The sequence below is a fragment of the Citrobacter sp. LJND-P06 genome (assembly GCF_058188415.1).
The window spans coordinates 2108256-2133445 of sequence record NZ_CP187317.1; the positions used below are offsets into that span (position 1 = coordinate 2108256).

General features: G+C 51.6%; 26 protein-coding genes, 2 pseudogenes and 1 other annotated feature. Of the genes and pseudogenes, 14 read left to right on the forward strand and 14 right to left on the reverse strand.

What is annotated here, in order from left to right; translation table 11 throughout:
- Positions 1-9: 9 nt before the first annotated feature.
- Genes oppC through ACO7SM_RS10120 form a run of 4 tightly spaced genes read left to right on the forward strand, consistent with a single transcriptional unit; the run spans position 10 to position 3827 of the window.
- Positions 10-918: an oligopeptide ABC transporter permease OppC gene (gene oppC, locus ACO7SM_RS10105; protein WP_490470688.1), complete on the forward strand. Its 909-nt coding sequence runs from the start codon at positions 10-12 to the stop codon at positions 916-918.
- 11 nt (positions 919-929) lie between these two features.
- Positions 930-1943 (forward strand): murein tripeptide/oligopeptide ABC transporter ATP-binding protein OppD, encoded by a 1014-nt coding sequence (oppD, locus tag ACO7SM_RS10110; protein WP_490470689.1) that lies wholly within the window; start codon positions 930-932, stop codon positions 1941-1943.
- Positions 1940-2944 (forward strand): murein tripeptide/oligopeptide ABC transporter ATP-binding protein OppF, encoded by a 1005-nt coding sequence (gene oppF / locus ACO7SM_RS10115; protein ID WP_490470690.1) that lies wholly within the window; start codon positions 1940-1942, stop codon positions 2942-2944. Before oppD ends, oppF begins: the two co-directional genes overlap by 4 nt.
- A gap of 46 nt (positions 2945-2990) precedes the next feature.
- Complete coding sequence (locus ACO7SM_RS10120) at positions 2991-3827, forward strand: ion transporter (RefSeq protein ID WP_490470691.1); 837 nt, start codon at positions 2991-2993, stop codon at positions 3825-3827.
- Positions 3828-3858: 31 nt separating this feature from the next.
- Here ACO7SM_RS10120 and ACO7SM_RS10125 read toward each other — a convergent pair whose 3' ends face one another.
- Both ACO7SM_RS10125 and cls read right to left on the reverse strand, forming a co-directional pair.
- Entirely contained in the window at positions 3859-4188 is a 330-nt protein-coding gene (locus tag ACO7SM_RS10125; protein WP_490470692.1) for an HI1450 family dsDNA-mimic protein, read from the reverse strand.
- 34 nt (positions 4189-4222) lie between these two features.
- Positions 4223-5683 carry a cardiolipin synthase gene (gene cls / locus ACO7SM_RS10130; RefSeq protein ID WP_490470693.1) on the reverse strand — a complete coding sequence of 487 codons (1461 nt, stop codon included), beginning with the start codon at positions 5681-5683 and terminating at the stop codon, positions 4223-4225.
- Between the two features lie 143 nt (positions 5684-5826).
- Between cls and ACO7SM_RS10135 the strand changes: the two genes are divergently transcribed.
- From ACO7SM_RS10135 to ACO7SM_RS10145, 3 genes and pseudogenes are all read left to right on the forward strand, one after another.
- Positions 5827-6000, forward strand: a complete 174-nt coding sequence (locus tag ACO7SM_RS10135) for a YciY family protein (RefSeq protein ID WP_192612408.1) — start codon at positions 5827-5829, stop codon at positions 5998-6000.
- Between the two features lie 248 nt (positions 6001-6248).
- Positions 6249-7405: pseudogene (locus ACO7SM_RS10140) on the forward strand (tyrosine-type recombinase/integrase).
- 76 nt (positions 7406-7481) lie between these two features.
- Positions 7482-8581 (forward strand): annotated as a pseudogene (locus tag ACO7SM_RS10145) (IS3 family transposase).
- A gap of 287 nt (positions 8582-8868) precedes the next feature.
- On the opposite strand, the gene ACO7SM_RS10150 reads toward ACO7SM_RS10145, so the two are convergent.
- Positions 8869-9969, reverse strand: a complete 1101-nt coding sequence (locus ACO7SM_RS10150; RefSeq protein ID WP_490470694.1) for an acyltransferase family protein — start codon at positions 9967-9969, stop codon at positions 8869-8871.
- Positions 9970-10220: 251 nt separating this feature from the next.
- Between ACO7SM_RS10150 and ACO7SM_RS10155 the strand changes: the two genes are divergently transcribed.
- Genes ACO7SM_RS10155 through ACO7SM_RS10170 form a run of 4 tightly spaced genes read left to right on the forward strand, consistent with a single transcriptional unit; the run spans position 10221 to position 11994 of the window.
- Positions 10221-10625 carry a putative holin gene (locus ACO7SM_RS10155; protein ID WP_490470695.1) on the forward strand — a complete coding sequence of 135 codons (405 nt, stop codon included), beginning with the start codon at positions 10221-10223 and terminating at the stop codon, positions 10623-10625.
- The gene (locus ACO7SM_RS10160; RefSeq protein WP_490470696.1) at positions 10612-10920 is read left to right on the forward strand and encodes a phage holin family protein; all 309 of its coding nucleotides are present in this window, start codon (positions 10612-10614) and stop codon (positions 10918-10920) included. Before ACO7SM_RS10155 ends, ACO7SM_RS10160 begins: the two co-directional genes overlap by 14 nt.
- Complete coding sequence (locus tag ACO7SM_RS10165) at positions 10910-11536, forward strand: glycoside hydrolase family 19 protein (RefSeq protein WP_490470697.1); 627 nt, start codon at positions 10910-10912, stop codon at positions 11534-11536. Before ACO7SM_RS10160 ends, ACO7SM_RS10165 begins: the two co-directional genes overlap by 11 nt.
- Positions 11533-11994 (forward strand): DUF2514 domain-containing protein, encoded by a 462-nt coding sequence (locus ACO7SM_RS10170; RefSeq protein WP_490470698.1) that lies wholly within the window; start codon positions 11533-11535, stop codon positions 11992-11994. The genes ACO7SM_RS10165 and ACO7SM_RS10170 overlap by 4 nt, the downstream gene beginning before the upstream one ends.
- Positions 11995-12131: 137 nt before the next feature.
- On the opposite strand, the gene ACO7SM_RS10175 is transcribed toward ACO7SM_RS10170, so the two are convergent.
- A complete protein-coding gene (locus ACO7SM_RS10175; protein WP_490470699.1) occupies positions 12132-12428 on the reverse strand; it encodes a YciI family protein in 297 nt (98 codons plus the stop codon).
- Between the two features lie 214 nt (positions 12429-12642).
- Here ACO7SM_RS10175 and tonB point away from each other — a divergent pair, with 214 nt between their 5' ends.
- Positions 12643-13368, forward strand: a complete 726-nt coding sequence (gene tonB, locus ACO7SM_RS10180) for a TonB system transport protein TonB (protein ID WP_490470700.1) — start codon at positions 12643-12645, stop codon at positions 13366-13368.
- A 44-nt stretch (positions 13369-13412) separates the two neighbouring features.
- Here the strand turns inward: tonB and yciA are convergent, their stop codons facing one another.
- The 4 genes from yciA to ACO7SM_RS10200 form a co-directional block, all read right to left on the reverse strand.
- A complete protein-coding gene (gene yciA / locus ACO7SM_RS10185; protein ID WP_490470701.1) occupies positions 13413-13814 on the reverse strand; it encodes an acyl-CoA thioester hydrolase YciA in 402 nt (133 codons plus the stop codon).
- Positions 13815-14034: 220 nt separating this feature from the next.
- Positions 14035-14574 carry a septation protein A gene (locus ACO7SM_RS10190; RefSeq protein ID WP_192612404.1) on the reverse strand — a complete coding sequence of 180 codons (540 nt, stop codon included), beginning with the start codon at positions 14572-14574 and terminating at the stop codon, positions 14035-14037.
- 54 nt (positions 14575-14628) lie between these two features.
- Positions 14629-15372: a YciC family protein gene (locus ACO7SM_RS10195; RefSeq protein WP_490470702.1), complete on the reverse strand. Its 744-nt coding sequence runs from the start codon at positions 15370-15372 to the stop codon at positions 14629-14631.
- Between the two features lie 25 nt (positions 15373-15397).
- Complete coding sequence (locus tag ACO7SM_RS10200) at positions 15398-15802, reverse strand: YkgJ family cysteine cluster protein (RefSeq protein ID WP_490470703.1); 405 nt, start codon at positions 15800-15802, stop codon at positions 15398-15400.
- A gap of 282 nt (positions 15803-16084) precedes the next feature.
- On the opposite strand from ACO7SM_RS10200, the gene ompW reads away from it, so the two are divergent.
- Positions 16085-16723 (forward strand): outer membrane protein OmpW, encoded by a 639-nt coding sequence (ompW, locus tag ACO7SM_RS10205; protein WP_490470704.1) that lies wholly within the window; start codon positions 16085-16087, stop codon positions 16721-16723.
- Between the two features lie 216 nt (positions 16724-16939).
- A complete protein-coding gene (locus ACO7SM_RS10210) occupies positions 16940-18409 on the forward strand; it encodes a GGDEF domain-containing protein (RefSeq protein ID WP_490470705.1) in 1470 nt (489 codons plus the stop codon).
- Between the two features lie 32 nt (positions 18410-18441).
- On the opposite strand, the gene trpA is transcribed toward ACO7SM_RS10210, so the two are convergent.
- From trpA to trpL, 6 genes are all read right to left on the reverse strand, one after another.
- Complete coding sequence (gene trpA / locus ACO7SM_RS10215; protein WP_490470706.1) at positions 18442-19248, reverse strand: tryptophan synthase subunit alpha; 807 nt, start codon at positions 19246-19248, stop codon at positions 18442-18444.
- A complete protein-coding gene (trpB, locus tag ACO7SM_RS10220; protein ID WP_490470707.1) occupies positions 19248-20441 on the reverse strand; it encodes a tryptophan synthase subunit beta in 1194 nt (397 codons plus the stop codon). The genes trpA and trpB overlap by 1 nt, the downstream gene beginning before the upstream one ends.
- 11 nt (positions 20442-20452) lie before the next feature.
- Entirely contained in the window at positions 20453-21811 is a 1359-nt protein-coding gene (gene trpCF, locus ACO7SM_RS10225; RefSeq protein ID WP_490470919.1) for a bifunctional indole-3-glycerol-phosphate synthase TrpC/phosphoribosylanthranilate isomerase TrpF, read from the reverse strand.
- Positions 21812-21814: 3 nt separating this feature from the next.
- The gene (gene trpD, locus ACO7SM_RS10230) at positions 21815-23410 is read right to left on the reverse strand and encodes a bifunctional anthranilate synthase glutamate amidotransferase component TrpG/anthranilate phosphoribosyltransferase TrpD (RefSeq protein WP_271444752.1); all 1596 of its coding nucleotides are present in this window, start codon (positions 23408-23410) and stop codon (positions 21815-21817) included.
- Positions 23410-24972, reverse strand: coding sequence for an anthranilate synthase component 1 (locus tag ACO7SM_RS10235; RefSeq protein ID WP_490470708.1), 1563 nt, complete (start codon positions 24970-24972; stop codon positions 23410-23412). The genes trpD and ACO7SM_RS10235 overlap by 1 nt, the downstream gene beginning before the upstream one ends.
- A gap of 23 nt (positions 24973-24995) precedes the next feature.
- Positions 24996-25089: a sequence feature (Trp leader region), on the reverse strand.
- Positions 25066-25110 carry a trp operon leader peptide gene (gene trpL, locus ACO7SM_RS10240; protein WP_193568659.1) on the reverse strand — a complete coding sequence of 15 codons (45 nt, stop codon included), beginning with the start codon at positions 25108-25110 and terminating at the stop codon, positions 25066-25068. (Overlaps the previous feature by 24 nt.)
- Positions 25111-25190 lie beyond the last annotated feature (80 nt).

Sequence of the window (25190 nt, forward strand, 5' to 3'; positions counted from 1 at the left end):
GAGCTCGCTATGATGTTAAGTAAGAAAAACAGCGAGACGCTGGAAAATTTCAGTGAAAAGCTGGAGGTAGAGGGGCGCAGTCTTTGGCAAGACGCCCGTCGCCGTTTTATGCACAACCGTGCGGCGGTAGCCAGCCTCGTGGTTCTGGTTTTCATCGCGTTGTTTGTCGCACTGGCGCCGATGCTGTCGCAGTTTACCTATTTCGATACCGACTGGGGCATGATGTCGAGTGCGCCAGATAGCGAATCGGGGCACTATTTCGGCACCGATTCTTCCGGGCGCGATCTGCTGGTTCGTGTGGCGATTGGTGGGCGAATTTCGCTGATGGTTGGGATTGCCGCTGCGCTGGTGGCGGTGATCGTGGGGACGCTATACGGCTCGTTATCGGGCTATCTTGGCGGCAAAATTGATTCTGTGATGATGCGCCTGCTTGAAATCCTCAACTCCTTTCCGTTCATGTTCTTCGTTATTTTGCTGGTGACCTTCTTTGGTCAAAATATCCTGCTGATTTTTGTGGCGATCGGGATGGTGTCCTGGCTGGATATGGCGCGTATTGTGCGGGGGCAGACACTAAGCCTGAAACGTAAAGAGTTTATTGAAGCGGCCCAGGTGGGCGGTGTTTCTACGGGCAATATCGTGATTCGTCATATCGTCCCTAACGTTCTGGGTGTGGTGGTGGTATATGCGTCACTGTTGGTGCCGAGCATGATCCTGTTCGAATCTTTCCTGAGTTTCCTCGGCTTAGGCACCCAGGAGCCGTTGAGCAGTTGGGGCGCCTTGTTGAGCGATGGCGCCAACTCAATGGAAGTTTCACCGTGGCTGCTGCTCTTCCCGGCCGGTTTCCTTGTGGTGACGTTATTCTGTTTTAACTTTATTGGCGATGGCCTGCGTGATGCCCTCGACCCGAAAGACCGTTAAGGAGTGCAGCCATGAGTGTAATTGAAACCTCAACCGCGCCGCTCGCGCAGCAACAGGCTAACGCACTGCTGAACGTGACAGATCTTCGCGTGACATTCAGTACCCCAGACGGCGATGTCACCGCGGTTAACGATTTAAACTTTTCGCTTCGCGCCGGGGAAACGTTAGGGATTGTCGGTGAGTCAGGTTCTGGCAAATCACAGACCGCGTTTGCGTTGATGGGACTGCTGGCGGCAAATGGACACATTGGCGGCTCTGCAAAGTTTAATGGGCGCGAAATACTGAACTTACCCGAGCGCGAGCTTAACACGCTGCGTGCTGAACAAATTTCGATGATTTTTCAGGACCCGATGACCTCACTGAACCCGTATATGCGGGTCGGCGAGCAGTTAATGGAAGTTCTGATGCTGCATAAAGGGATGAGTAAAGCCGAGGCATTTGAAGAGTCTGTGAAAATGCTGGATGCGGTAAAAATGCCGGAAGCGCGTAAGCGCATGAAAATGTTCCCGCATGAGTTTTCTGGCGGTATGCGCCAGCGCGTGATGATCGCGATGGCGTTGCTTTGCCGTCCTAAATTACTGATTGCCGATGAACCTACCACAGCGCTTGACGTCACAGTGCAGGCGCAAATTATGACGCTGCTGAATGAGCTTAAACGTGAATTTAACACCGCCATTATCATGATCACGCACGACCTTGGCGTGGTGGCCGGCATTTGCGACAAAGTTCTGGTGATGTATGCGGGTCGTACGATGGAATATGGGAACGCGCGTGACGTGTTTTATCAACCCGTTCATCCGTATTCCATTGGCTTGCTCAACGCTGTACCGCGTCTGGATGCGGAAGGGGAATCTATGTTGACGATTCCAGGCAACCCGCCGAACCTGCTGCGTTTGCCAAAAGGCTGCCCATTCCAGCCTCGCTGCCCTCATGCGATGGAAATATGCAGCAGTGCGCCTCCTCTTGAGGAATTTAGCCCTGGCCGTCTGCGCGCCTGCTTCAAAGCGGTGGAGGATCTGGTATGAACGCGGTGACTGAACAACGAAAAGTGCTTCTCGAAATTGCCGATCTGAAAGTGCATTTTGACATCAAAGACGGTAAGCAATGGTTCTGGCAACCTGCGAAAACCCTGAAGGCGGTCGATGGTGTGACGCTGCGACTGTATGAAGGGGAAACGCTGGGCGTGGTGGGCGAATCGGGTTGCGGAAAATCGACCTTCGCCAGGGCGATTATTGGGCTGGTAAAAGCCACTGACGGTAGAGTAGCCTGGTTGGGTAAAGATCTGCTGGGCATGAAACCGGATGAATGGCGCGCGGTGCGTAGCGATATTCAGATGATTTTCCAGGATCCGCTGGCCTCGCTGAATCCGCGTATGACGATTGGGGAAATTATTGCCGAACCGCTGCGGACTTATCATCCTAAACTGTCGCGTCAGGACGTCCGCGACCGTGTGAAGGCGATGATGTTGAAAGTGGGGCTTCTGCCCAACCTGATCAACCGCTATCCCCATGAGTTTTCAGGTGGACAATGTCAGCGTATTGGTATTGCACGCGCGCTGATCCTTGAGCCTAAACTGATTATTTGTGATGAGCCGGTTTCCGCGCTGGACGTCTCCATTCAGGCTCAGGTGGTTAACCTGCTGCAACAATTACAGCGTGAAATGGGGCTGTCGCTGATTTTCATCGCCCACGATTTGGCGGTGGTGAAACATATTTCTGACCGCGTTCTGGTGATGTATCTGGGTCATGCTGTGGAACTGGGAACGTATGACGAGGTGTACCACAATCCTCTGCATCCCTATACCAAAGCGTTAATGTCGGCTGTGCCGATTCCGGATCCGGATCTGGAAAAAAACAAAACGATTCAACTGCTGGAAGGGGAGTTGCCGTCGCCAATCAATCCTCCGTCTGGCTGTGTATTTCGCACCCGGTGCCCCATTGCCGGGCCTGAATGTGCTAAAACGCGGCCCGTGCTGGAGGGCAGTTTCCGACATGCGGTTTCCTGTCTGAAAGTAGACCCGTTATAATCGCGAGGGCTGACATTATGTCAGCCCTTATCATTTCGAGGTCACTGTGTCGCTCAACATCTCTTCCGTTCGTGGACGTCTTTATCATCTCTTATTCGATTTGAATACGCGTTCTGGTCGCCGCTTTGAAGGGTTATGCGGTCTGTTCGCGCTGATTAGCGTCTTAATCATTTTTGTTGAATCGGGGCTGGGGACGCAATATCACCTGACGTACAGCGAATGGCATACCTTTGTCTGGCTGGAGTTATTTGTCACGCTGGTCTTCACCAGCGAATATCTCCTGCGATTATTGACCTGGCCGAATCCGGCGAAATACGTCTTCAGCTTCTGGGGATTCATTGATTTAGCCACCATACTGCCTCTGTATGTTATGTGGTTATGGCCGGAAATCAGTCTCAATTATGTTTTTGCCTGGCGGGCGATGCGGGCGATTCGTATTCTGCGGATCCTGAAACTCTTGCGTTTCATGCCCTCGTTGCGGGTGTTCTGGGGAGCTATCAATAGCGCGCGTCATCAGTTGATTCTGTTTTATTCGTTTATTGCCATTGTGATGATTATTTTTGGCTCGCTGATGTATGTGATTGAAGGGCCGCAATATGGGTTTACGACGCTGAATGCGTCGGTGTATTGGGCGATCGTAACGGTAACAACGGTAGGTTATGGCGATATTACGCCGCATACCCCATTGGGGCGTATCGTGGCATCGGCGCTGATTTTAATTGGTTATTCTGTTATTGCGATTCCAACCGGTTTAATCACCACGCACATGAGCACGGCGTTTCTGAAACGTAATCAGCAGCGGAGATGCCCGACGTGTCAGCAGGGGCAGCACGAATACAGCGCGCAGTATTGTAACCGCTGCGGGAGTAAGCTCCCGGAGTAGATGAAAAAAAGCCGCGTTAGCGGCTTTTCACTTATTCGCGCCAGAGAATATGGCACAGCTTGTGATCTTTCTCGCGACACAGCAGCACGCGGGCAAAGATGTCATTAATTTCACCGTCTTCGCTGTCTGCCAGACCAATCACTACTTCGGCAAAAAAGTCAGGATTCAGGTCAAAATCAACGTGTTCCTGCCAGTCTTCTGTCGGGTCAAACAGTTCTGCGCCGCCGCGTTCTTCGAACTGCAGGTTGAACAGAATAATGTCTGCCGGGTCGAGGTTATCCGCAGCCAGTTCAAGAAAAATATCGTAAGCCTGCTCAAGGGTTTCATCCTCAGTCAGGCGATTGTTCAGATCCATATCCATAATGACTACCTGTTTATCGTCGCTTGCGCACGTTTTACAGCAACGGGCTGAAGAAGTAAAACAGTCGCTCGGTGATTCGTTGCCACAGTGGGCGTTTTGCCCACAACTGCGCATCAAGCAGGCGTGAGCGCGAGATGTAATCATCCTGAACGGCAGCGAGATCGCCGCCGAATCCGGCGTCATCAATGACCAACGTTATCTCAAAGTTGAGCCATAAACTGCGCATATCCAGATTTACGGTGCCGACCAGACTCAGTTCGCCGTCAACCAGTACACTCTTGGTGTGTAACAGTCCCCCTTCAAACTGGTAAATTTTGACCCCGGCCGCCAGCAGTTCGCTGAAAAAGGCGCGGCTCGCCCAGCCGACCAGCACGGAATCATTTTTACGCGGAAGAATGATACTGACATCCACTCCGCGTTGCGCCGCGGTGCAAATCGCGTGCAGCAGATCGTCGCTGGGCACGAAGTACGGTGTGGTCATAATCAAATATTCGCGTGCAGAGTAGGCTGCGGTCAGCAGCGCCTGGTGGATCAGGTCTTCAGGGAAGCCTGGCCCGGACGCGATAGTATGAATAGTATGCCCGCTGGCCTCTTCAAACGGCATAATATTCAAATCCGGCGGGGGAGGCAGGATGCGTTTACCCGTCTCGATTTCCCAGTCGCAAGAGTAGACAATACCCATCGCCGTCGCGACGGGGCCTTCCATCCTTGCCATCAGATCGACCCATTGCCCAACGCCCGCATCCTGTTTGAAGAACCGCGGGTCGACCATATTCATGCTGCCGGTATACGCAATGTAATTGTCGATCATCACCATTTTGCGATGCTGGCGTAAATCCATACGGCGTAAGAAGACACGCATCAGATTGACTTTGAGGGCTTCGACGACCTCGATGCCTGCGTTACGCATCATTGCCGCCCACGGGCTGCGAAAGAAGGTGACACTGCCTGCGGAATCCAGCATCAGACGGCAGTGAATACCGCGGCGAGCGGCGGCCATCAAAGACTCCGCAACCTGGTCGGCCATCCCGCCGGGCTGCCAGATATAGAACACCATCTCAATATTATGGCGTGCGAGTTGGATATCGCGGATCAGCGCCTGCATCACATCATCGGAATCGGTCAGCAGTTGCAGTTGGTTTCCCTTTACGCCCGCAATTCCCTGACGGCGCTCGCAAAGTTTAAACAATGATGAAGCAACGCTACTGTTTTCCTGCGCGAAGATATGTTTGCAAGCCTTGAGATCGTTCAGCCATTTGGCGGTCGACGGCCACATGGCTCTGGCACGTTCGGCCCGACGTTTCCCCAGGTGCAGTTCACCAAACGAGAGATAAGCAATAATCCCTACCAGCGGCAGAATATAGATAATCAGCAGCCATGCCATCGCGGAAGGTACTGCACGCCGTTTCATCAAAATGCGCAACGTCACGCCGGCAATCAGAACCCAGTATCCGAGAATGACCAGCCAACTCACCACTGTGTAGAAGGTTGTCATAACATTAAAAATCCTTTTGAAAGCGTATTGTTATGAGTTTACGCATCAGGAATCATCTGGCAAATAAAAACACAGGAAAAGCGCTGGTCTGAGTTTGGTGAGGGCGTATAATGCTCGGCTCCAGCACTGTAAGAGTCGTTAACATGAAACGTAGTAGAACGGAAGTGGGACGCTGGCGGATGTTACGTCAGGCTAGCCGCCGTAAAGCGCGTTGGCTTGAAGGACAGTCGCGTCGCAATATGCGTATCCACTCAATCAGAAAGTGTGTTCTCAATCATCAACGTAACTCGTTGCTGTTTGCGATCCACAGCATCTGATAAAAATAAGGGCACCGCATTCGGTGCCCAACGACTTCAGTGGCGTCCAGCCGGACTCAGAAGACTTTTTTGAATTGTTAATCATACCGTGTAGATTAATTTTCGTCTGAAACCTACTGTTACCTCCCGCACCCCGCCAGATAAGGCATCTCTCTTCATACTGAATCAAACTGGTTCGAATTGTTACCTTTCGGGTATCTTTGAGGAAGGCATTTTGTGTACCACAAAATTAAAAGTGTACCCAATTCATGCTCACGGATACGAAACTAAAAAAGGCCCTTGGTAAGCGGCGCGATGAAATAGAAGTGGTAGCAGATACCCACGGGTTAAACGCAAGAATAAGCCAGGCTGGCAAAGTCACGTTCTTCTACCGGTACTGATGGGACAATAAAGCGGTGAAGCTGAACATCGGTGAGTATCCGGCGATGAGTATTTCCCAGGCCAGGGAGAGGAGACAACAGTTCAGAGCATGGCTGGTGGACGGATTCGATCCCCGTGAGCGCGTGAAGCTGGAGAGGGTTTCACTGGTTGAGTCACTCACTACTACAGAAGCTTTTATGTGCTGGATTGAAAGGCACTGCCTGCCGTCTGGCCTTTCGAAGACTGATTACTATATTCAGGTCTTTAATAAACATGTTGCGCCTGCGCTGGGCGACGTGAAAATCGACAGCACTACCCGTAAGCACTGGGTTAGCGTTTTTGATGCCATTGAAAGCAGGGTGATGGCCCACTACATGGTTTCATTGTGCAAGAGAGCATTCCGGTTTTGCCTGAACCGTGAGGCGATAAAGTCTAACCACTGGATGGCGTGCTGCCGTCAGATGTCGGGGATAAGCCGAAGAGAAAAGGCAGGGTTCTGAGTAATGAAGAACTCAAGACGATCCATGACTGGCTGAAATTCCGGCAAACCACTGAAGCAAAGTTCCTCATAAAATTCGTAATGCTCACCGGGTGCAGAACAGCAGAAATACGCCTGGCTAAATGGAGCTGGTTTAATCTCGATGAGATGACCTGGACAATACCAGATAAGTATTACAAAACCCGCAAGGCTACGCGCAGGGCACTACCTGCATCCGCAGTTCGCCTACTGGAAGCGCAGAGAGAGCGGGTTAACACGTAGCATGTCGTGACGTCGCCACGCCGGATGGAAGGAAAGGAGGTTGATACGCCAATATCTGGGCAGGTCGCCGCGAACTTTGCCCGTAGTGCGAGGGAAGGGGCGAAAATGGATGAGTGGTCACTTCACGATCTGCGCAGGACAATAGCAACCACGCTATCAGAACTTGGTTGCCCACCGCACGTTATAGAGAAAATACTTGGTCACCAGATGGTCGGGGTTATGGCTCACTATAACCTTCACGACTACCTGGACGACCAGAGGAAATGGATTGATATATGGGACTGATCTCCTCCCTGAAAACAGTGCCAGTCTAAACTGAAGTATCCGGTCTTTCTTCCATCTCACCGGGAGGCACATTGCCATGAAAAAGACCCGTTATACCGAAGAACAGATTGCATTTGCGCTGAAACAAGCCGAAACCGGCACCCGCGTCGGGGAAGTCTGCAGAAAGATGGGTATTTCTGAGGCCACCTTTTACAACTGGAAGAAAAAATTTGCCGGTCTGGGCGTGACGGAACTGCGACGTCTGCGGCAGCTGGAAGATGAAAACCAGCGGCTGAAGAAACTGGTGGCCGACCTGAGTCTGGACAAGGAGATGCTGCAGGAGGTGCTGAAGCAAAAGTTCTGAGGCCGGCTCAGAAGCGCCAGGCGGTGCATTTCCTGCAGGCAGCATACCGTATCAGCGTTCGCCGGGGATGCGGGTTGCTGATGCAGAGCAGGACTGTCTACCACTGGCAGAGCCGGCGCGACGATCGGGCGATAACCCTGCGTATCCGGGAAATCGCGGAAACCCGGATACGGTATGGTTGTCCGCGTATTCATATCCAGTTGCGGCGGGAAGGCTGGCGGGTTAACCACAAGAAAACTCACCGTATTTACTGCCTGGAAGGCCTCAACCTGCGCAGAAAGCGCCCCCGCAGACATGTCAGTGCCGCACATCGCCAGCAACGTCCGGTCCTGACCCATATCGATCAGTGCTGGAGTATGGATTTCGTGTCGGATAATCTGTTTAACGGACGGCGTTTCCGGGCGCTGACTGTAGTCGATAATTTTAGTCGGGAGCGTCTGGCGATCCATGCCGGAAAGTCGCTGAAAGGCTAGGATGTGGTCGGTGTGATGGAAGGGTTGCGGGTGCTGGGTAAGCGCCTGCCGGTACGTATTCAGACAGATAACGGCAGCGAGTTTATCTCAAAAAGTCTGGATAAATGGGCGTATGAACACGGAGTGACCATCGACTTCTCGCGCCCCGTAAAGCCGACAGATAACCCGTTTATTGAATCATTTAACGGCAGCCTGCGGGATGAATGTCTGAACATTCACTGGTTCCTGTCACTGGAAGATGCGCAGGACAAACTCGACAGCTGGCGCAGGGAATACAATCATGAGAGAACGCATTCATCATTAAATGACATGACTCCGGCTGAATTTATCCGAAGTCTCCGGAAAGACGAAGATCTCTGATTTAGCACTGCACTGATTTTGGGCCAGGGTCAGAAAGACGAAGATCTCTGATTTAGCACTGCACTGATTTTGGGCCAGGGTCAATCTTTGTATACTAACCTTGCGTCAGTTGGCCCTATAGGAGGGCAGGTTAATGCAGGAGGGGCAGAGATATTTATTAATAATCTAACATCAGTCTCAGTAACAAATTTAACTGGATCTAACCTTACTAACACAACTAGGATTGACGGATCATTAACGTATGCAGTTGATTCTTTATTCAATTAAAAAAAGGCGCAAGGATGCGCCTAATTATTTTTTAATGAGCTTAATGAGTATTTTTCAATTGGCTTTATAATATAACCACAAAGTTTAATGAATGGCTTTTCAATTGATTGATATACCATATATGAAAATATTAAAGATAACGTTATCATTATCATCAATTTATTTACGCCAGTTATAAGCATAAGTATACCTGCGCTATCTAAGCCATGATATATTAGCACATGAGTCATATATAAAGAGTATGATATATTTCCAAGAAACCCTAAACCATATATATTAATCATTCCGTATGCTTTTTCTATTGAGATAAGCGAGAAAACAATTAAAAAACTAACAAATCCAAAACTTATTGGTCCGTGCCCATGTACGTGCCTTGTCGCTATCATTGCAAGTGAAGTGATTAGCATTAAAAGAGAAATACATAATGATGTTTTCTTGAAAGATAAGTATGACATTGATAGGTTACTGTTAAAAAAACAATAAATAATTATTCCATACGAAAAGTCAATAAACATTGGAGAGGAAAATAGAATAATAAAAGCATTTGAGTATACGTCTGAATTCAGAACAATGCTTTTTGCTCCATCCAATGTTATGCTATCAGAAGTTATCAATTGCAAAATAATTGGAGTTAATATTGTAACTGCTAATGCCATGATATTTTTGTATTTACAAGATAATGAAAAACAAATTGCATATAAAACATAGAACGACACTTCAAAAGTTAATGTCCATGCTGGGTATATTAAATTAAACCCAAAGTATGGAGGCGCATCGGCATAGTTTGATTGCGCTGGAATTAATGATCTAATTAGGAAATCAACATCTTTGTTTCCAGGTAAAAAAATATACCATAGCAATGCTGAAAAAATAAGTACTGGATAAATTCTAAAAAATCTTTTTAAAGCGTAAATATGTATTGTGTTTATTGTGAAATCTTTAGCGGATAGACATATAATATAACCGCTTATTATAAAAAATAAATCAACACCAATATTTCCAAATCCAAATAGTCGATACCCAAGATTTTCATATGTTCCATTGTTCAGATATCCCTGCATATGGAATAACACAACAAACAAAGCAGCAATGCCACGTAAATAATGTATTGACTTAATCATTGTTAATCAGGATATTAAAATTAATGTATTATTATAATGGAACATTAAGTTAATAATGAAATTAAATGCTTTTGAATTGATAGAGATCACATAAAATCACCAAAAATAGTAATGATAATCAATATCATAATCACCATTTGGGGTAATTCCGTTAAAAGCGGCTTTAGGTAATTCAATCCATATATGGTTTATTGTGTGTGATGAACTCACCAACTAAGGGGGTTCTTTATGTACATTAAACGGTGGTCGCTATGTCAGCCCAGATAACCAGTGAGACTTTAAATCAGTGGCTTAGCATGGGGTCTCTTGCTGCGGTAGTTGCTGGCGTTCCACCAGAAGTGGCGTTAGGCGCGCTGGCTGGCGCGGTAATATTTATCACCTCGGCGGTTGAGTATCAGATACGGCGCCGGGTTTTACTGTCGCTGCTCAGCTTCCTATGCGGGCTTCTCTTCTACAAACCCACTGCATCAATCCTAATCGGCGTAGCCAGCCTGATCCCAACCATCACGCAGGACTCATTTGAGAAAGGAATTGTCTTCTCCGCTGGCGCGTTCGTGTCGGCAATAGTCGCAGTTCGTATTGGCATCTGGCTCTATCACCGTTCGGACAATCCACGCGAGTTAATCCCGGGGAGAAAAGACGATGGCAACTCATGATGTTCTTCTGCTTATTGCCAATGCAGCTATCTGTTCAGGCATTGCCGTGCGTGTCGGTACGTTCCAGCGCAATGGAGCACAGCACCGGCGGTGGGGGGCATGGATAGCTTACTTCCTGATTGTTTCCTCCGCCAGCATTCCTATCCGAGTGGCTTACGCCCTGTATTACCACACACCAATGATCGCTGATTTATCAGAGGTCATCATCAACGCAGTGATGCTTGTCGCCGTGCTGAAGACACGCGGTAACGTCGTGCAGATTTTCAAAATATCGAGGTCGCAACATGGACATTAATCAGTTCAAGCTCGCCGCAGGAGTCAGCCAGGAACTGGCTACGCGATGGCACCAACACATTACCGCATCGATGCAGGAATTCGGTATTACGAAGCCAGAAGATCAGGCGATGTTCATTGCTCAGGTGGGTCATGAGTCTGGCGGGTTCACCAGGTTGCAGGAAAACTTCAACTACAGCGTGGCCGGGCTGGCAAACTTCGTCCGCGCTGGCCGCATTACACAGGACCAGGCCAACACCCTTGGTCGCAAGACGTATGAGAAGGCGTTACCACTGGAACGTCAGCGCGCGATCGCCAATCTGGTGTACAGCAAGCGGATGGGCAATAACGGACCGGGCGACGGCTGGAAATATCGCGGGCGCGGGCTTATCCAGATCACCGGCCTGAACAACTACCGGGACTGCGGAAACGGCCTGAAAGTCGATCTGGCCTCTCAGCCTGAACTAATGGCGCAGGATTCGTATGCAGCCCGCAGCGCGGCGTGGTACTTCGCAACGAAAGGATGTCTGAAATGCACCGGCAGTGTGGTTCGCGTCACGCAGATCATCAACGGTGGCCAGAACGGCATCGACGACCGGCGCGCGCGTTACGCTATCGCGGTAAAGGCGCTGCTATGATCCCGGCATTCGTGAAAGCATACTGGAAACAGTTGCTTATTGTTGCGTTGCTTGCTGCTATCGCTTACGGCTGCCGTGTCGCTTGGGTTAACCATGGTGAGGTGCAGTACGCCGCCGGATATTCAAAGGCACAGGCAGATCAGAAACAGGCTGATGATGAGTCACGCCAGCGTAATGAGAAGGAGAAAGCCACCAGTGAACGAAAAGCGCAGCATAGGATCGACCAGGCGCGCAATGATGCTCTTGATGCTGCCGCTCGTGCTGGCAGGTTGCAGCAGCAACTCGTTGCCATCCGTGAGCAGCTCGGGCAGTATAACGCCACTATCGGCGCTGGGTCGTCAGCCGCAGACACCGGAGTTCTGCTTGCCGACGTGCTCAGCAAATCTCTCGAACGAAGCCGGCAACTGGCAGAGTACGCTGACCGGGCAGCCGAAGCCGGAAGGGGCTGTGAGCGGTAGTACGATTCGCTGATAGTAACCAGGTGAATTGAAGGGCACCTTAAACAATGTGTACTTAAGTGTGCCCTTTTATTGTTTTGTTTTGATTTGGTTTTTGTGATTTATTTAATTAATAAAAACAAAAGGTTATGTTTTTATTAAAACACCTTTTTGAAGGGCTTAACGGAAACCTGTGCGTAGACACCCGCGGCAACATACGGGTCTGCTTCAGCCCAGGATTGCGCTGCGTCCAGAGATTCAAATTCAGCAATGACCGTTGAGCCGGTAAAACCTGCCGCACCGGGATCGTTGCTGTCGACAGCAGGCATTGGCCCTGCTGTGAGCAGACGGCCTTCATCGTGCAAAAGTTGCAGACGCGCCAGATGTGCGGGGCGAACCGAAAGGCGCTTTTCAAGAGAGTCGGCGATATCCTGAGCGTAGATGACATACAGCACGGGTAGAGCTCCTTAATAGGTAAAAGTCGTTAATTACGTTATTGGAAACGACTCTCAACTGCAACGCAAAGATGACGGCTTTGTTAAGGCGTACACTTTGCAGGGCTTTTTTTGGATAATATTGCGTTTTAAATGCACCTCATTGTGATGTCTTATTGAATATGATTGCTATTTGCATTTAAAATCAGGGCCTGGTTTTTTAACTGAAACGATTATGACTTCAATGACCCTTGATCTACCTCGTCGCTTTCCCTGGCCGACGTTACTCTCCGTTGGCGTTCATGGTGCTGTAGTGGCGGGACTGCTGTATACCTCGGTACATCAGGTTATTGAACTGCCTGCGCCTGCGCAGCCGATCTCTGTCACCATGGTCGCGCCAGCCGATCTTGAGCCACCTCAGGCTGTTCAGCCGCCGCCGCAACCTGTTGTCGAGCCTGAACCCGAGCCTGAGCCGATCCCGGAACCGCCAAAAGAAGCGCCGGTCGTGATCGAGAAACCGAAGCCAAAACCGAAACCCAAACCTAAACCGGTGAAGAAGGTTCAGGAGCAGCCGAAACGTGATGTGAAGCCGGTCGAGTCGCGTCCGTTGACGCCGTCTGAAAACACCGCGCCAGCGCGCCCGACGACCAGTACCGCACCCGCGACCAGCAAACCCGTGGTCAGTGCGCCTGCGGGCCCTCGTGCGCTGAGCCGTAATCAACCGCAGTATCCACCGCGTGCGCAAGCGTTGCGTATCGAAGGGCGGGTCAAGGTGAAATTCAACGTGACGTCCGACGGACGTGTTGATGATGTTGAAATACTCTCAGCACAACCGGCGAACATGTTTGAACGAGAAGTGAAAAACGCGATGCGCAAATGGCGCTATGAAGCCGGGAAACCAGGTACCGGGTTGGTGGTGAATATTGTTTTCCGCCTCAATGGCACAACGCAGATTGAATAAGCGAGATGATGATTAAAAAAGCCTCCACATTCGGAGGCTTTTTTTTACTTCTGAACTGGCAGGGCGCGGGGCTTGCCGTCTTTGTCTACCGCAACATAAATAAACAGCGCTTCGGTCGCTTTGTAACGCTGTCCAATAGGCTCAGAGGCCACTTTTTTAACCCACACTTCAATGTTGATGCTAATAGAGGTTGTGCCACGTCTTACGCAGCGAGCGTAACAGCACACCACATCTCCCACCGCGACAGGGCGTAAAAACGTCATTCCCTCGACGCGCACGGTCACCACGCGACCATGAGCAATTTCTTTGGCCTGAATGGCGCCGCCAATATCCATTTGCGACATCAGCCAGCCGCCAAAAATATCGCCATTGGCATTCGTATCAGCAGGCATGGCCAGCGTGCGTAAAACAAGTTCGCCCTGGGGGACATTATTCGTTGTTGTCATTCTGGAACCGACTATAGAAAAAAATTACAGGCGCGATGCTACTATGATTTGCAGATTGAGAACAGAGGAGATACGCCGCGCACTGCGGGTGTTCCGGCTGGTCAGAAAGAAAGGGTGACATTTCCACCCTTTCGTAATGATTCATGCAATCGGTAGAGCGGAATACGGGGAGTCACGCAGAAAAGAGCAGCGCCAGAGGAAAGGTCTGGCGCTGGAGAGATTACGATTTATCTTCCTGGGGGAGATGGCGGTAAATATAAACGCCGCTCAACAGGGTGAAAATCAACGTCAATGCGGTCAGGCCAAAGACTTTAAAATTGACCCAAATATTTTGCGGTAGCCAGAACGCGATGTAGATATTCGCAAGGCCGCACAGGATGAAAAAGACCGCCCACGCCAGATTTAACTTCGACCAGACGGGTTGCGGGAGCGTAAGCTCTTTTCCAAGCATGCGCTGAATTAAGGGCTTTTTCATAATCCACTGGCTTACCAGCAATGCGCCGGCAAACAGGCCGTAAATCACCGTCACCTTCCATTTAATAAATTCATCGTTATGGAAGAAAATGGTCAGGCCGCCAAACACCGCAACCAGAATAAAGGTGATTAACGCCATCTTCTCAACCTTGCGATAACGCACCCAACTGTAAATCAAGACAATTGCGGTCGCGACGATCAGGGCTGAGGTTGCCGCATAGATGTCATAAAGCTTGTAAAAGGCAAAAAAGACAACCAGCGGTAAAAAATCAAGAAACTGCTTCATTCTTCGATTCCGTAATTAACATGCATCGGCCGCAAAGCACCGACGCACACAGGGTTATTGGCGAATCAACATATACAGGCGGAATAAATAGATGAGCAAAACAGCAGAGATCAAATTGCTCAGCGTATTCGCCACCACCGCACCCACGTTCGGGCTCAGTACAGCAAAGTTAGGTGCAAAGAGCAGAAGCGACGTTTTTGCCAGCAACCAACCGATCACCGCGGGCGCGACCAATCGCATATTAGACCACGTAAGACGCATACTGTTGCGCATTGCAGCAAAAACACCCATTTTATCCTGAACCAGCATGACAGGCGCAAGTGCGAGGAGGATGGCCATGAGAATACCTGGCACCACCACCAGCATAATCCCTACCTGCACCAGCAGCGTCGTCAGGAAAATCAGAATAAACAGCTTAGGCAAAACAGGGGCGCTGGCGCCAATGGCGCGTAATGCACTGACCCGATGACCGGCTGAAATCAATTGAATCATCAGCATGACGCCACCTGCCAGAATGGCATTGCCGATGAGACCTGAAAACGTCGAGGCTGCAGATGCACGTAACAAAATTTGCTGCTGCTCCGGCGTCATGTTTTGCACCAGGTCGAACAATCCAACGCTATCCGCCAGGTTGTCGCCTTCGCTGAGTTGCGCAATTTGCGCGTCGCTGGGTGAAAAGGCATGACCTAAAACCACCGTGATAAACGCGCACAGCAACGATACCAGTAAGATGGTAACAAATTGATTACGGAAAAAATTCCCCGTGTCACGGTATACGGACTTCGCCGTGATAGACATGCACTCTCCTTGAGTTCTGCAGGTGTTAATTAGCGGGCAATTGTACCCTGGATAACCCGTGAGTGGCAGCATCAAGGCTTGTATGGAAAAGCATATCTTTGTAAAGCGGAGGTAATCCGTATCGGGCGCGAGCGCGGTTACAGGCTTCATTGACCTCGCCATCTTCCCCAGACATGGCAAATTCCCGGCAGGCAGAGGGGCGGTTTTCATAGATAGTACAACTGACATGTTCCCCGGGCGAACCGGACAGCGCCACGCAGCGGGACTGTTTTTGGTTGGTGCCCGCCATACAACGTAGAAAGGGATTCACCGGTTCCGTCAGATGATCCGGGACAGGGCCGCCAGCATCACTGGCTTCCGCCCAATAAAAAGAGACACGAAAAAACGCACAACAGGCACCGCACGTCATGCACGGGTTGAGATCGCTCATGATTCCACCTGCAACAAGATAACGCATCAATTCAATGGTGAGAAAGCTAAATTAGCGCCCTGTTTCAGGAAGGGCAAGAGGGCAACATCTGAATATTTTCAGTGTGGAAATATATCAAATTTGATCTGTATCAGTTTAACCAGGATTTTGAATGCAAGTTCTAAATTAATCCAGATCAATAAATGTTAAATTACAAGATGTAATGTGATCTGTGTTAGATCACTTTTTACTCCATTGTGGGTATATTCGTCACGCTTTTATAACCATAACGATGGAGCGGACATGAAAAAATTAACAGTGGCGGCGTTGGCAGTCAGTACTCTTCTTTCTGGCGGGGTTTATGCGCATGAAGCGGGCGAGTTCTTTATTCGTGCAGGTTCGGCGACGGTTCGACCAACCGAAGGTTCTGATAACGTCCTGGGATCGTTGGGCGGTTTTAACATCAGTAACAATACCCAACTGGGTTTGACGTTCACCTACATGGCGACGGACAATATTGGTATTGAATTACTGGCAGCTTCGCCGTTTCGCCATAAAGTCGGTACCGGGCCGACCGGTGATATCGCCACCGTGCATCAATTGCCGCCGACGCTGATGGCGCAATGGTACTTTGGTGATTCCAGCAGCAAACTGCGTCCATACGTAGGTGCCGGTATTAACTACACCACTTTCTTTGACAACGGATTTAATGATACCGGCAAGGCCGCCGGATTATCCGATCTGAGCCTGGAAGACTCCTGGGGCGCCGCAGGGCAAGTGGGGATGGACTATCTGATTGATCGTGACTGGCTGATCAACATGTCCGTCTGGTACATGGATATCGACACTGACGTGAAATTTAAGGCGGGTGGTGTAAACCAGACCGTCAGTACGCGTATCGATCCATGGGTGTTTATGTTCTCTGCGGGCTATCGCTTCTAACATCCTTAGCGCTATCGAAAAAGGCTGGTTGCATTGCTACCGGCTTTTTTTTCGTCTCTTGTAACGTGTTTGTTATTTTTTCCCCTCGCTTAACTCTCTGAAATGCTAACATGAGTAAAATTATCGCCGTCTCTGGCAAGCAGATTTCAGGGATGCTATGCAACAACATAAACGGGCGACCGGTTTTGCCGTGCGGTTAATGAACCGGGTGGACGTGTGAAGATTGTGCAGGATGGGCTGAGAAACCGGCAGGCATTGCTCATCTCAGGGCTTATCACCTTGCTTTGTACCTCATTGTTCATTTTTGTGATTTATGAACAGCGACTTGCGGCGGCCAGTGAGGGCATGAATCGTCTGCAAACGCGGATGGTAGACATTTTTAATGACAACGAACTGATCGCCGATGCAACGGGTGAACGTTATCACCAGATTAAAAATGCCGGCATGTGTGGCGATACCTCACGCTTTATTCCCAGAGAAAAAGACGCCTGGGGAATCAATGCCGACGAAAAACGGATCCATTCGGCGACAGGCGCGATGGTGGCAAAACATACCGGTATGGACGCGCTATGTATGTTTACCGCCGCAGAATTCATCCGCGACAGGGTAAATACCCTCAATCCCGGAAACTATGATGCGCACCGTTATATCATCGCCAAAGATGCCGATTACTTTTATTGGTTTACCCCCGCAGATTCCCGGATGTTTCATTTCTCTGACTCGGAAATGGCGAGAGATATTCGCAGCTTTTTTTACCCTCCCGTTGATTTTTATACTCGCCTGTTGGAAAAAAACGTCAAAACCAAGGCGCTGAGTTCCACTAATTTCTACACCGATAAAATCACCGGCGATAAAGCTTTTAGCGTGGTGAGTTATATCTACGACCTTTCCGGGAAAGAGATCTCCGATCATATTGTGGCCTATCTGGTCTACGACCACGCCAGGCCAGAGTTGCAGGAAGCCCTGGCGAACGCCTTTGATAACCAGATTCCGCAGGGGCTTAATGTTGCGCTGGTGAATGCGACCAACAATGAGTCGTTGTGCCTTGCCGGGAACTGCTCGTCGATGGGGCAGAGCATCGTCAAAATAGTGTCTGAAAAGTATGCGTTCAAATACACGATTTCACTCGGGCGCTTTGTCACGCATGACATCCAGGCGGGTATGGCGATCCTGCTGGCGCCGTTCTTTTTTATCATGATCACTCTGGGGCTGAAGGGATGGCTCAACGAAAGTGACCTCAAGATTTATATCGACTCTTTGACGGGATGCTTTAACCGCAAGATCCTCGATATTATTAAACGCCGCGATCTCTCGCGTTGCGCGGTGATCCTGCTGGATTGCAATAAATTCAAAGCGATCAACGATACCTGGGGACATGTGGCAGGCGACAGGGCGCTCCAGGTTATCGCGAACCGTATGCTTTCCAATACCCGAACCAGCAATGACATGGTGATACGCACGGGCGGTGATGAGTTTGTGATTCTGCTTTACCGGGCAAAAGCCAGTGATGCTATTGCGGTTGCAGAACGCATTGCCAGCCAGGTACAGGGATTTACGTTTTGGGTTGGCGGTAATCAGGTGCCGTTGTCGGTGTCATGGGGAATTGCGGAAGTGAACGGCGCCCTGGATGCGGCGATCCAGGTTGCGGACAATGAGATGTACAAAATGAAACAGACAAAAGGGTAAACCGCCAGAGGTGCTCTGGCGGTTGCCGGACATTATGCGCGCGTTGCCGCTTTCATTGCCGTGACGAACGTTTTTAGCTCGGTCAGCATCTGTTCGGGCTTATCGAGGTTTTTCTCGATGATTTTCACAATCGCCGAACCGGAAATCGCCCCCGCCGCGCCGGCGTCAATTGCCCCTGTAACCTGTTCGGGCGAAGAGATGCCGAAACCCTGCAACGGCGGGGCCGCATTGTACTCTTTCAGTTTTTCGACCAGATGGTGCAACGGTAGCGCGGCACGATTTTCTGCACCCGTCACCCCCGCCCGGGAGAGCAAATAGGTGTAACCGCGGCCCCGGGAGGCAATCTGGCGCAGCAGATCATCATCGGCATTCGGCGGGCAGATGAAAATCGGTGCAACATTGTGGCGCAGTGCCGCCTGATGGAACGGTGCAGACTCTTCTACCGGTACGTCGGCAATCAGCACGGAGTCGACGCCGACCTTTTCGCACTGGGCGTAAAATGCGTCGATCCCTTTGCTGAAGACCAGGTTGGCGTACATCAGCAGGCCCACAGGAATCGTGGGGTGCTTCTGGCGAATTAACGCCAGCATCTCAAAACATTGCGTTGGGGTAACGCCTGAGGCAAACGCGCGCAGCGTGGCTTCCTGAATCGTCGGGCCGTCAGCCAGCGGGTCGGAGAACGGTATCCCGAGTTCAAGGGCATCGGCACCGGCCTCGATCAGCGTATCAATAATCTTTAGCGATTGCTCAACCGAAGGGTCGCCCAGCGTGACAAAGGGAACAAATGCGCCTTCTTTACGATCCTTCAACTGTGCAAATAAATTGTCGTAGCGTTCCATCAGATTTCCCCTCGCGCTTTCAGAATGTCGTGTACGGTGAAAATGTCTTTGTCGCCGCGACCGGAAAGGTTAACCACCAGCAGTTGTTCTTTTTCCGGGTTGTCGCGCATCATTTTTAACGCATGGGCCAGGGCGTGGGACGACTCCAGCGCCGGGATGATACCTTCATGCAGGCACAGGGTTTTGAACGCCTCAAGCGCTTCGTCATCGGTTATCGACACGTAATCGGCACGACCAATACTGTTCAGATACGCGTGTTGCGGGCCGACGGACGGGAAATCCAGCCCGGCAGAAATGGAGTAAGACTCTTCAATCTGGCCTTCTTCCGTCTGCATCATCGGCGCTTTCATGCCGAAGTAGATCCCGACGCGACCGTGTTTGAGCGGGGCGCCATGCTCACCGGTTTCGATCCCGTGACCGCCGGGTTCTACGCCAATCAGTCCGACGCTGGTTTCCGCAATGAAATCAGCAAACATACCGATCGCATTTGAACCGCCACCGACACAGGCGATAACCGCGTCGGGCAAACGACCTTCTTTTTCCAGGATCTGGGCTTTGGTTTCTTCGCCAATCATGCGCTGGAATTCACGCACAATGGTCGGGAACGGATGCGGGCCCGCGGCAGTCCCGAGCATATAGTGCGCGGTATCATAGCTGCCAGACCAGTCACGCAGCGCCTCGTTACAGGCATCTTTCAGGGTTGCGGAACCGCTGTGAACCGGGATCACTTCAGCGCCCATCAAACGCATACGGAACACGTTAGGCGACTGGCGTTCAACATCTTTCGCGCCCATATAAATGCGGCATTTCAGACCCAGCAGCGCACTGGCAAGCGCGGAGGCTACGCCGTGTTGACCGGCGCCGGTTTCAGCAATAATTTCGGTTTTACCCATCCGCTTGGCCAGCAGCGCCTGACCCAGCACCTGGTTGGTTTTGTGCGCGCCGCCGTGCAGCAGATCTTCACGCTTCAGATAAAGAGTGGTGCGGGTGCCTGCCGTGATGTTCTGGCATTTGGTGAGCGCGGTCGGGCGACCGGCATAGTTTTTGAGCAGGTCGGTAAACTGGGCCTGAAACGCTGGATCTTTCTGCGCGCTGACGAACGCTTCTTCCAGTTGACGCAAGGCAGGCATCAGGATCTGTGGCACATACATGCCGCCAAATTCACCAAAGTACGGATTCAGTAATGTTGTCATGTGTTTCTTCCTTAATAAGCGCGCAGTGTCTGAAAGACCGAGGCCAGAAGACGAGCATCTTTGATGCCCGGCTGCGACTCTACACCAGAATTAAAATCGAGGCCGGCACAGCCGGTTTTAGCCGCGTCTACGCAGTTGTCTGCGCCTAATCCGCCAGCCAGAAAAACATTGTCGAGCGTCTGACCCTGCAATAGTGACCAGTCAAAACGTTGGCCTGTACCGCCCTGGCCGTTATCCAGAAGGTACTTATCAACCTGCTGATAATCGCGGGCAGGGAGCGTGTCGGCGACGCTCAACGCTTTCCAGATTTGTACCTGTTCAGGCAGTGCAGCGCGCAGCGCATTCACATAAGCCTGATCTTCGTGGCCGTGCAGTTGCACCGCAGTGAGCGACAGGGCGGTGGCTTTCTCGCAAACTTCTGCAATCTGTGCATCACGAAACACGCCAACATACCGTAGCGGTGCGGCCGCCATAACGTCCCGTGCCTGCTCAGCGCTCACGGCGCGGGGAGAAGAGTCCACAAAAATCAACCCGCCATAAATAGCGCCAGCGTCATACGCCGCCTTTGCATCCTGCGGGCGCGTCAGACCGCACACTTTATTCTCACCCAGCAACACCCGGCGCACGGCGGCGTGAAGATTGTCCTCGGACATCAGCGCAGAGCCGATAAGAAAACCGTTGGCAAAGTGGCTCAGTTCACGCACCTGACCGTAGGTGTTGATCCCGGATTCGCTGATCACGGTCACGCCGTGACCCAGACGCGGCGCAAGCTGTCGGGTACGGTTTAAATCAATCGACAGGTCGCGCAGGTCGCGGTTATTGATACCGACAACTTTTGCGCCCAGCGCAATGGCGCGCTCCAGCTCTTCTTCGTTGCTCACCTCGGTCAACACGCCCATTTTTAAGCTGTGTGCCACGGTAGCAAGCTGGCGATACTGCTCATCATTCAGCACCGAAAGCATCAGCAGGCAGGCATCCGCCTGATAATGGCGCGCCAGATAGATTTGGTAAGGGTCAATAATAAAATCCTTACACAGAATCGGCTGCGGCGCGATGGCGCTGACCACCGGCAGAAACTCAAAACTGCCCTGAAAATATTTCTCGTCGGTCAGTACGGAAATCGCCGACGCATAGTGCTTGTAAACGCCCGCAATCTGCGCCGGGTCGAAATTCTCCCGGATCACACCTTTCGAGGGGGAGGCCTTTTTGCACTCCAGGATAAAGGCGGTACGCGCGCCCTCCAGGGCATCATAAAAATGGCGTGAACTCGGCTGGATGTCGTTCTGGAAACTGGCCAGCGGTTGCTGCTGCTTACGGGCTTCTACCCAAATCGCCTTATCTGCGACGATTTTCGCTAAAACGGTTTGCATCATTTACCCTCTTGCCGCCAGTGCGGTGACCCGGTCATACGCTGCGCCGCTGCGCAGAACGGTGATGACGGTTTGCACATTGGCTTTCAAATCTTCCTCGCCATGCAGGCGCATTAACATAGCGACATTCGCGGCGACAGCAGCCTCGTGGGCGGCTTCACCTTTACCTTGTAGCAAGCGTGTCAGAATGTCACGGTTTTCTTCTGGCGTGCCGCCTGCCAGTTGTTCCTGATGATAAGGGGTGAGGCCAAAGTCATCCGCCGTCAGCGTATAGCTTTTGATTTCACCCTCGTGTAACTCGGCAACGATAGTCGGCGCATGCAAGGAAACTTCATCCATTCCACCGCTGTGGACAACCGCGGCGCGTTGGTATCCCAGCACGCGCAACGTCTCGGCAATCGGCAGCACCAGTTCAGCGCTGTAGACGCCAATCAGGGCCAGCGGCGGGTGTGCCGGGTTAATCAACGGGCCCAGCACGTTGAACAGCGTGCGCGTTTTTAACTGCTGGCGCACCGGCATCGCATGACGAAAACCGGTATGGTACTTCGGTGCAAACAGGAAACAGACACCGAGGTCATCCAGCGCCTGGCGGGACTTGTCGGCATTCATATCCAGATTAATGCCGAAGGCCGCCAGCAAATCGGAAGAGCCGGATTTACTGGAAACACTGCGGTTGCCGTGTTTCGCCACTTTCATGCCGCACGCCGCTGCGACGAAGGCGCTGGCGGTGGAAATATTGATGCTGTTGCTGCCGTCACCGCCAGTACCGACGATATCGGCGAACAGATAGTCAGGGCGCGGAAATGGCGCCGCGTTTTCCAGCAATGCGGTGGCCGCACCGGCTATCTCGTTAGGATGTTCGCCACGAATTTTCATGCTGACCAGCGCCGCTGCCAGTTGTTCCGGCTTGAGCTCGCCGCGTACTACAGCAGAGAACAACTGATGGCTCTCTTGCTGAGAAAGCGTTTGTGCCTGGTATAATTTTTCCAGAATAGGCTGCAGCGTGTTGGTTTGCTCCAGCTTCTGTTGCGCCCACGCCAGCGTTTGTTCCAGCAAGCGGGCGCCCTGTGTCGTCAGAATGGATTCCGGATGAAACTGGAAGCCGCAGACGCGATCCGCATCGTGACGTACTGCCATCACCATCCCGTTAAAATGGGCGTTGATGGTCAGTCCGGCAGGCACATTGCTGCCCACCAGAGAGTGATAACGGGCGACCGGCAGCGGATTTGCCAGACCGGCAAACATCGCCTGGCCGTCATGTTCAATGCTCGACGCTTTGCCATGCAGGATTTCGCCCGCCTGACCGACGTAGCCACCGTAAGCCTCAACAATCGCCTGATGGCCGAGGCAGATACCGATAATCGGCAGTTTTCCGCGCAGACGGGTCAACAGCTCCGGCATACAACCGGCTTCGCTTGGCGCGCCTGGGCCCGGAGAGAGCATCAGCACCGGGTTTTTCATCGTAGCAAGACGGTCAATCAGCGTCTGGGCAGGGATGTGGTTGCGGTAAATCACCACATGATGACCGTTGGTCCGTAGCTGATCTGCCAGGTTGTACGTGAAAGAGTCGATGTTATCGAGCAGCAGAATGTCAGCCATTAGAAAATCTCCTGTGCATGATGCGCGGTGGCGATAGCGCGCAACACGGCGCGCGCTTTGTTACGGGTTTCATCGGCTTCAGACTGCGGAACAGAATCGAGAACAACCCCGGCGCCAGCTTGCACGGTGGCAATGCCGTCTTCGACAAGGGCGGAGCGAATCACAATGCAGGTATCCAGGTCGCCATGGGCGGTGAAATACCCGACGGCGCCGCCATAGCTGCCGCGACGGCGTCCTTCGGCATTCGCGATAAGCTGCATGGCGCGGACTTTTGGCGCGCCGCTGAGGGTGCCCATATTCATGCAGGCGCGGTAGGCGTGCAGAACATCCAGATCGCTGCGCAATTCGCCCACCACGCGGGAGACCAGGTGCATCACAAAGGAGTAACGGTCAACTTTCGTCAGGTCGGCGACGTAGCGGCTACCTGGCGTACAGATCCGCGCCAAATCATTGCGGGCAAGGTCAACCAGCATCAGATGTTCGGACATCTCTTTGTGATCGGTACGCATTTCAAGCTCAATGCGGCTGTCCAGATCCCTGTCCAGAGAACCATCCGCGCGACGCCCGCGTGGGCGCGTTCCGGCGATGGGGTAGATCTCAATTTGACGGCTGGTGGCATCGTATTTCAGCGAGCTTTCTGGCGATGCGCCAAACAGCGTGAATTCGTTGTCCTGCATAAAGAACATATACGGGCTGGGATTGCTCTTTTTCAGTACATCATAAGCCGCGAGCGGCGACGGGCAAGGAAGTGAGAATCGACGGGACGGAACCACCTGGAAAATCTCACCCGCGCGAATGGCCTTTTGCATGCTGCGTACCACGGCGCCGAACTCTTCATCATTTTGATTACATTCGCAACGCATATGCGGCACTGCGGTGACAGGCAACGGCGGCGCAGTCTCGGTCAACTGCTGGGTTAATTGCGCCAGACGCTGCGCCAGGCGCTGACGTTCAGTCGCATCAGCGGTAAAGATGCTGGCCTGAATGCGGGTGCTTTTCTTTTGATGGTCAATCACCATCAGCGTTTCTGCCAGATAGAAGCAGTAGTCCGGGCAACGATTACCGGCTTCAAGCTGCGGTAAGTCTTCAAAACCGGCCACCAGGTCATAGGCAAACAGGCCGCCGAAGAACATTGCTTCCCGCTCCTGCAAGGGCACATTGACCAGATTTTGCACTAAACGGAACGCATCAAACACGGAGAGTGAACAGAGGCGGGCGTCTTCATCCAGCAGTGGGCTAACCGGCGGAAAATGGAGAACGCGGCTCGATGCACGTTGCTCGTTTTCGATCCCGGCAGGCAGTGCGGCATCCAGCAGTGGCAGTAAGGACGCGCCGTTATCGGATAACGCCTGAATAGTGACAGCGTCACCTAATGCGGTAATGCGCAACGCGCTATCGACCAGCAGCAGACTTTTGAGGTCATCTTTACTGTCGATGTCGGCGGATTCCAGTAACAGCGTGGCAGGGCGATTGCCGCAGACCTGATGAAACAGCGTCGTCGGATTTTCGCGGTACGCGGCATCACAGGAGAGCAGTTCGAGTGTCGGTTTTTGTATTTGCATCGTTATTCTCATTTATTCTTTTCAAAAAAAAGCCCGCTCTTATTGGCGGGCCGGGTATCTGGTTGCATATAGCTGCGAAGACACTGCCCGAAATCAGGAAGTGCGCCACCAACCTTGCAGTACGAATTGAGCTTTCATTTCAGATACCTTCTTCATGTGAACTTGCGTACTAGTTAACTAGTTCAATGGATTTTTGTCAACACCTGATTTCAGTATAT

Bases quoted from the DNA above. Each gene is read 5' to 3' on its own strand.
- oppC (WP_490470688.1), top strand. From the start codon at position 10: ATGATGTTAAGTAAGAAAAACAGCGAGACGCTGGAAAATTTCAGTGAA.
- oppD (WP_490470689.1), top strand. From the start codon at position 930: ATGAGTGTAATTGAAACCTCAACCGCGCCGCTCGCGCAGCAACAGGCT.
- ACO7SM_RS10125 (WP_490470692.1), bottom strand. From the start codon at position 4,188: ATGGATATGGATCTGAACAATCGCCTGACTGAGGATGAAACCCTTGAG.
- oppF (WP_490470690.1), top strand. From the start codon at position 1,940: ATGAACGCGGTGACTGAACAACGAAAAGTGCTTCTCGAAATTGCCGAT.
- trpA (WP_490470706.1), bottom strand. From the start codon at position 19,248: ATGGAACGCTACGACAATTTATTTGCACAGTTGAAGGATCGTAAAGAA.
- ACO7SM_RS10160 (WP_490470696.1), top strand. From the start codon at position 10,612: ATGGCAACTCATGATGTTCTTCTGCTTATTGCCAATGCAGCTATCTGT.
- ACO7SM_RS10135 (WP_192612408.1), top strand. From the start codon at position 5,827: ATGAAACGTAGTAGAACGGAAGTGGGACGCTGGCGGATGTTACGTCAG.
- cls (WP_490470693.1), bottom strand. From the start codon at position 5,683: ATGACAACCTTCTACACAGTGGTGAGTTGGCTGGTCATTCTCGGATAC.
- trpCF (WP_490470919.1), bottom strand. From the start codon at position 21,811: ATGCAAACCGTTTTAGCGAAAATCGTCGCAGATAAGGCGATTTGGGTA.
- ACO7SM_RS10155 (WP_490470695.1), top strand. From the start codon at position 10,221: ATGTCAGCCCAGATAACCAGTGAGACTTTAAATCAGTGGCTTAGCATG.
- yciA (WP_490470701.1), bottom strand. From the start codon at position 13,814: ATGACAACAACGAATAATGTCCCCCAGGGCGAACTTGTTTTACGCACG.
- tonB (WP_490470700.1), top strand. From the start codon at position 12,643: ATGACTTCAATGACCCTTGATCTACCTCGTCGCTTTCCCTGGCCGACG.
- trpD (WP_271444752.1), bottom strand. From the start codon at position 23,410: ATGGCTGACATTCTGCTGCTCGATAACATCGACTCTTTCACGTACAAC.
- ompW (WP_490470704.1), top strand. From the start codon at position 16,085: ATGAAAAAATTAACAGTGGCGGCGTTGGCAGTCAGTACTCTTCTTTCT.
- ACO7SM_RS10170 (WP_490470698.1), top strand. From the start codon at position 11,533: ATGATCCCGGCATTCGTGAAAGCATACTGGAAACAGTTGCTTATTGTT.
- ACO7SM_RS10235 (WP_490470708.1), bottom strand. From the start codon at position 24,972: ATGCAAATACAAAAACCGACACTCGAACTGCTCTCCTGTGATGCCGCG.
- trpB (WP_490470707.1), bottom strand. From the start codon at position 20,441: ATGACAACATTACTGAATCCGTACTTTGGTGAATTTGGCGGCATGTAT.
- ACO7SM_RS10200 (WP_490470703.1), bottom strand. From the start codon at position 15,802: ATGAGCGATCTCAACCCGTGCATGACGTGCGGTGCCTGTTGTGCGTTT.
- ACO7SM_RS10165 (WP_490470697.1), top strand. From the start codon at position 10,910: ATGGACATTAATCAGTTCAAGCTCGCCGCAGGAGTCAGCCAGGAACTG.
- ACO7SM_RS10150 (WP_490470694.1), bottom strand. From the start codon at position 9,969: ATGATTAAGTCAATACATTATTTACGTGGCATTGCTGCTTTGTTTGTT.
- ACO7SM_RS10190 (WP_192612404.1), bottom strand. From the start codon at position 14,574: ATGAAGCAGTTTCTTGATTTTTTACCGCTGGTTGTCTTTTTTGCCTTT.
- ACO7SM_RS10195 (WP_490470702.1), bottom strand. From the start codon at position 15,372: ATGTCTATCACGGCGAAGTCCGTATACCGTGACACGGGGAATTTTTTC.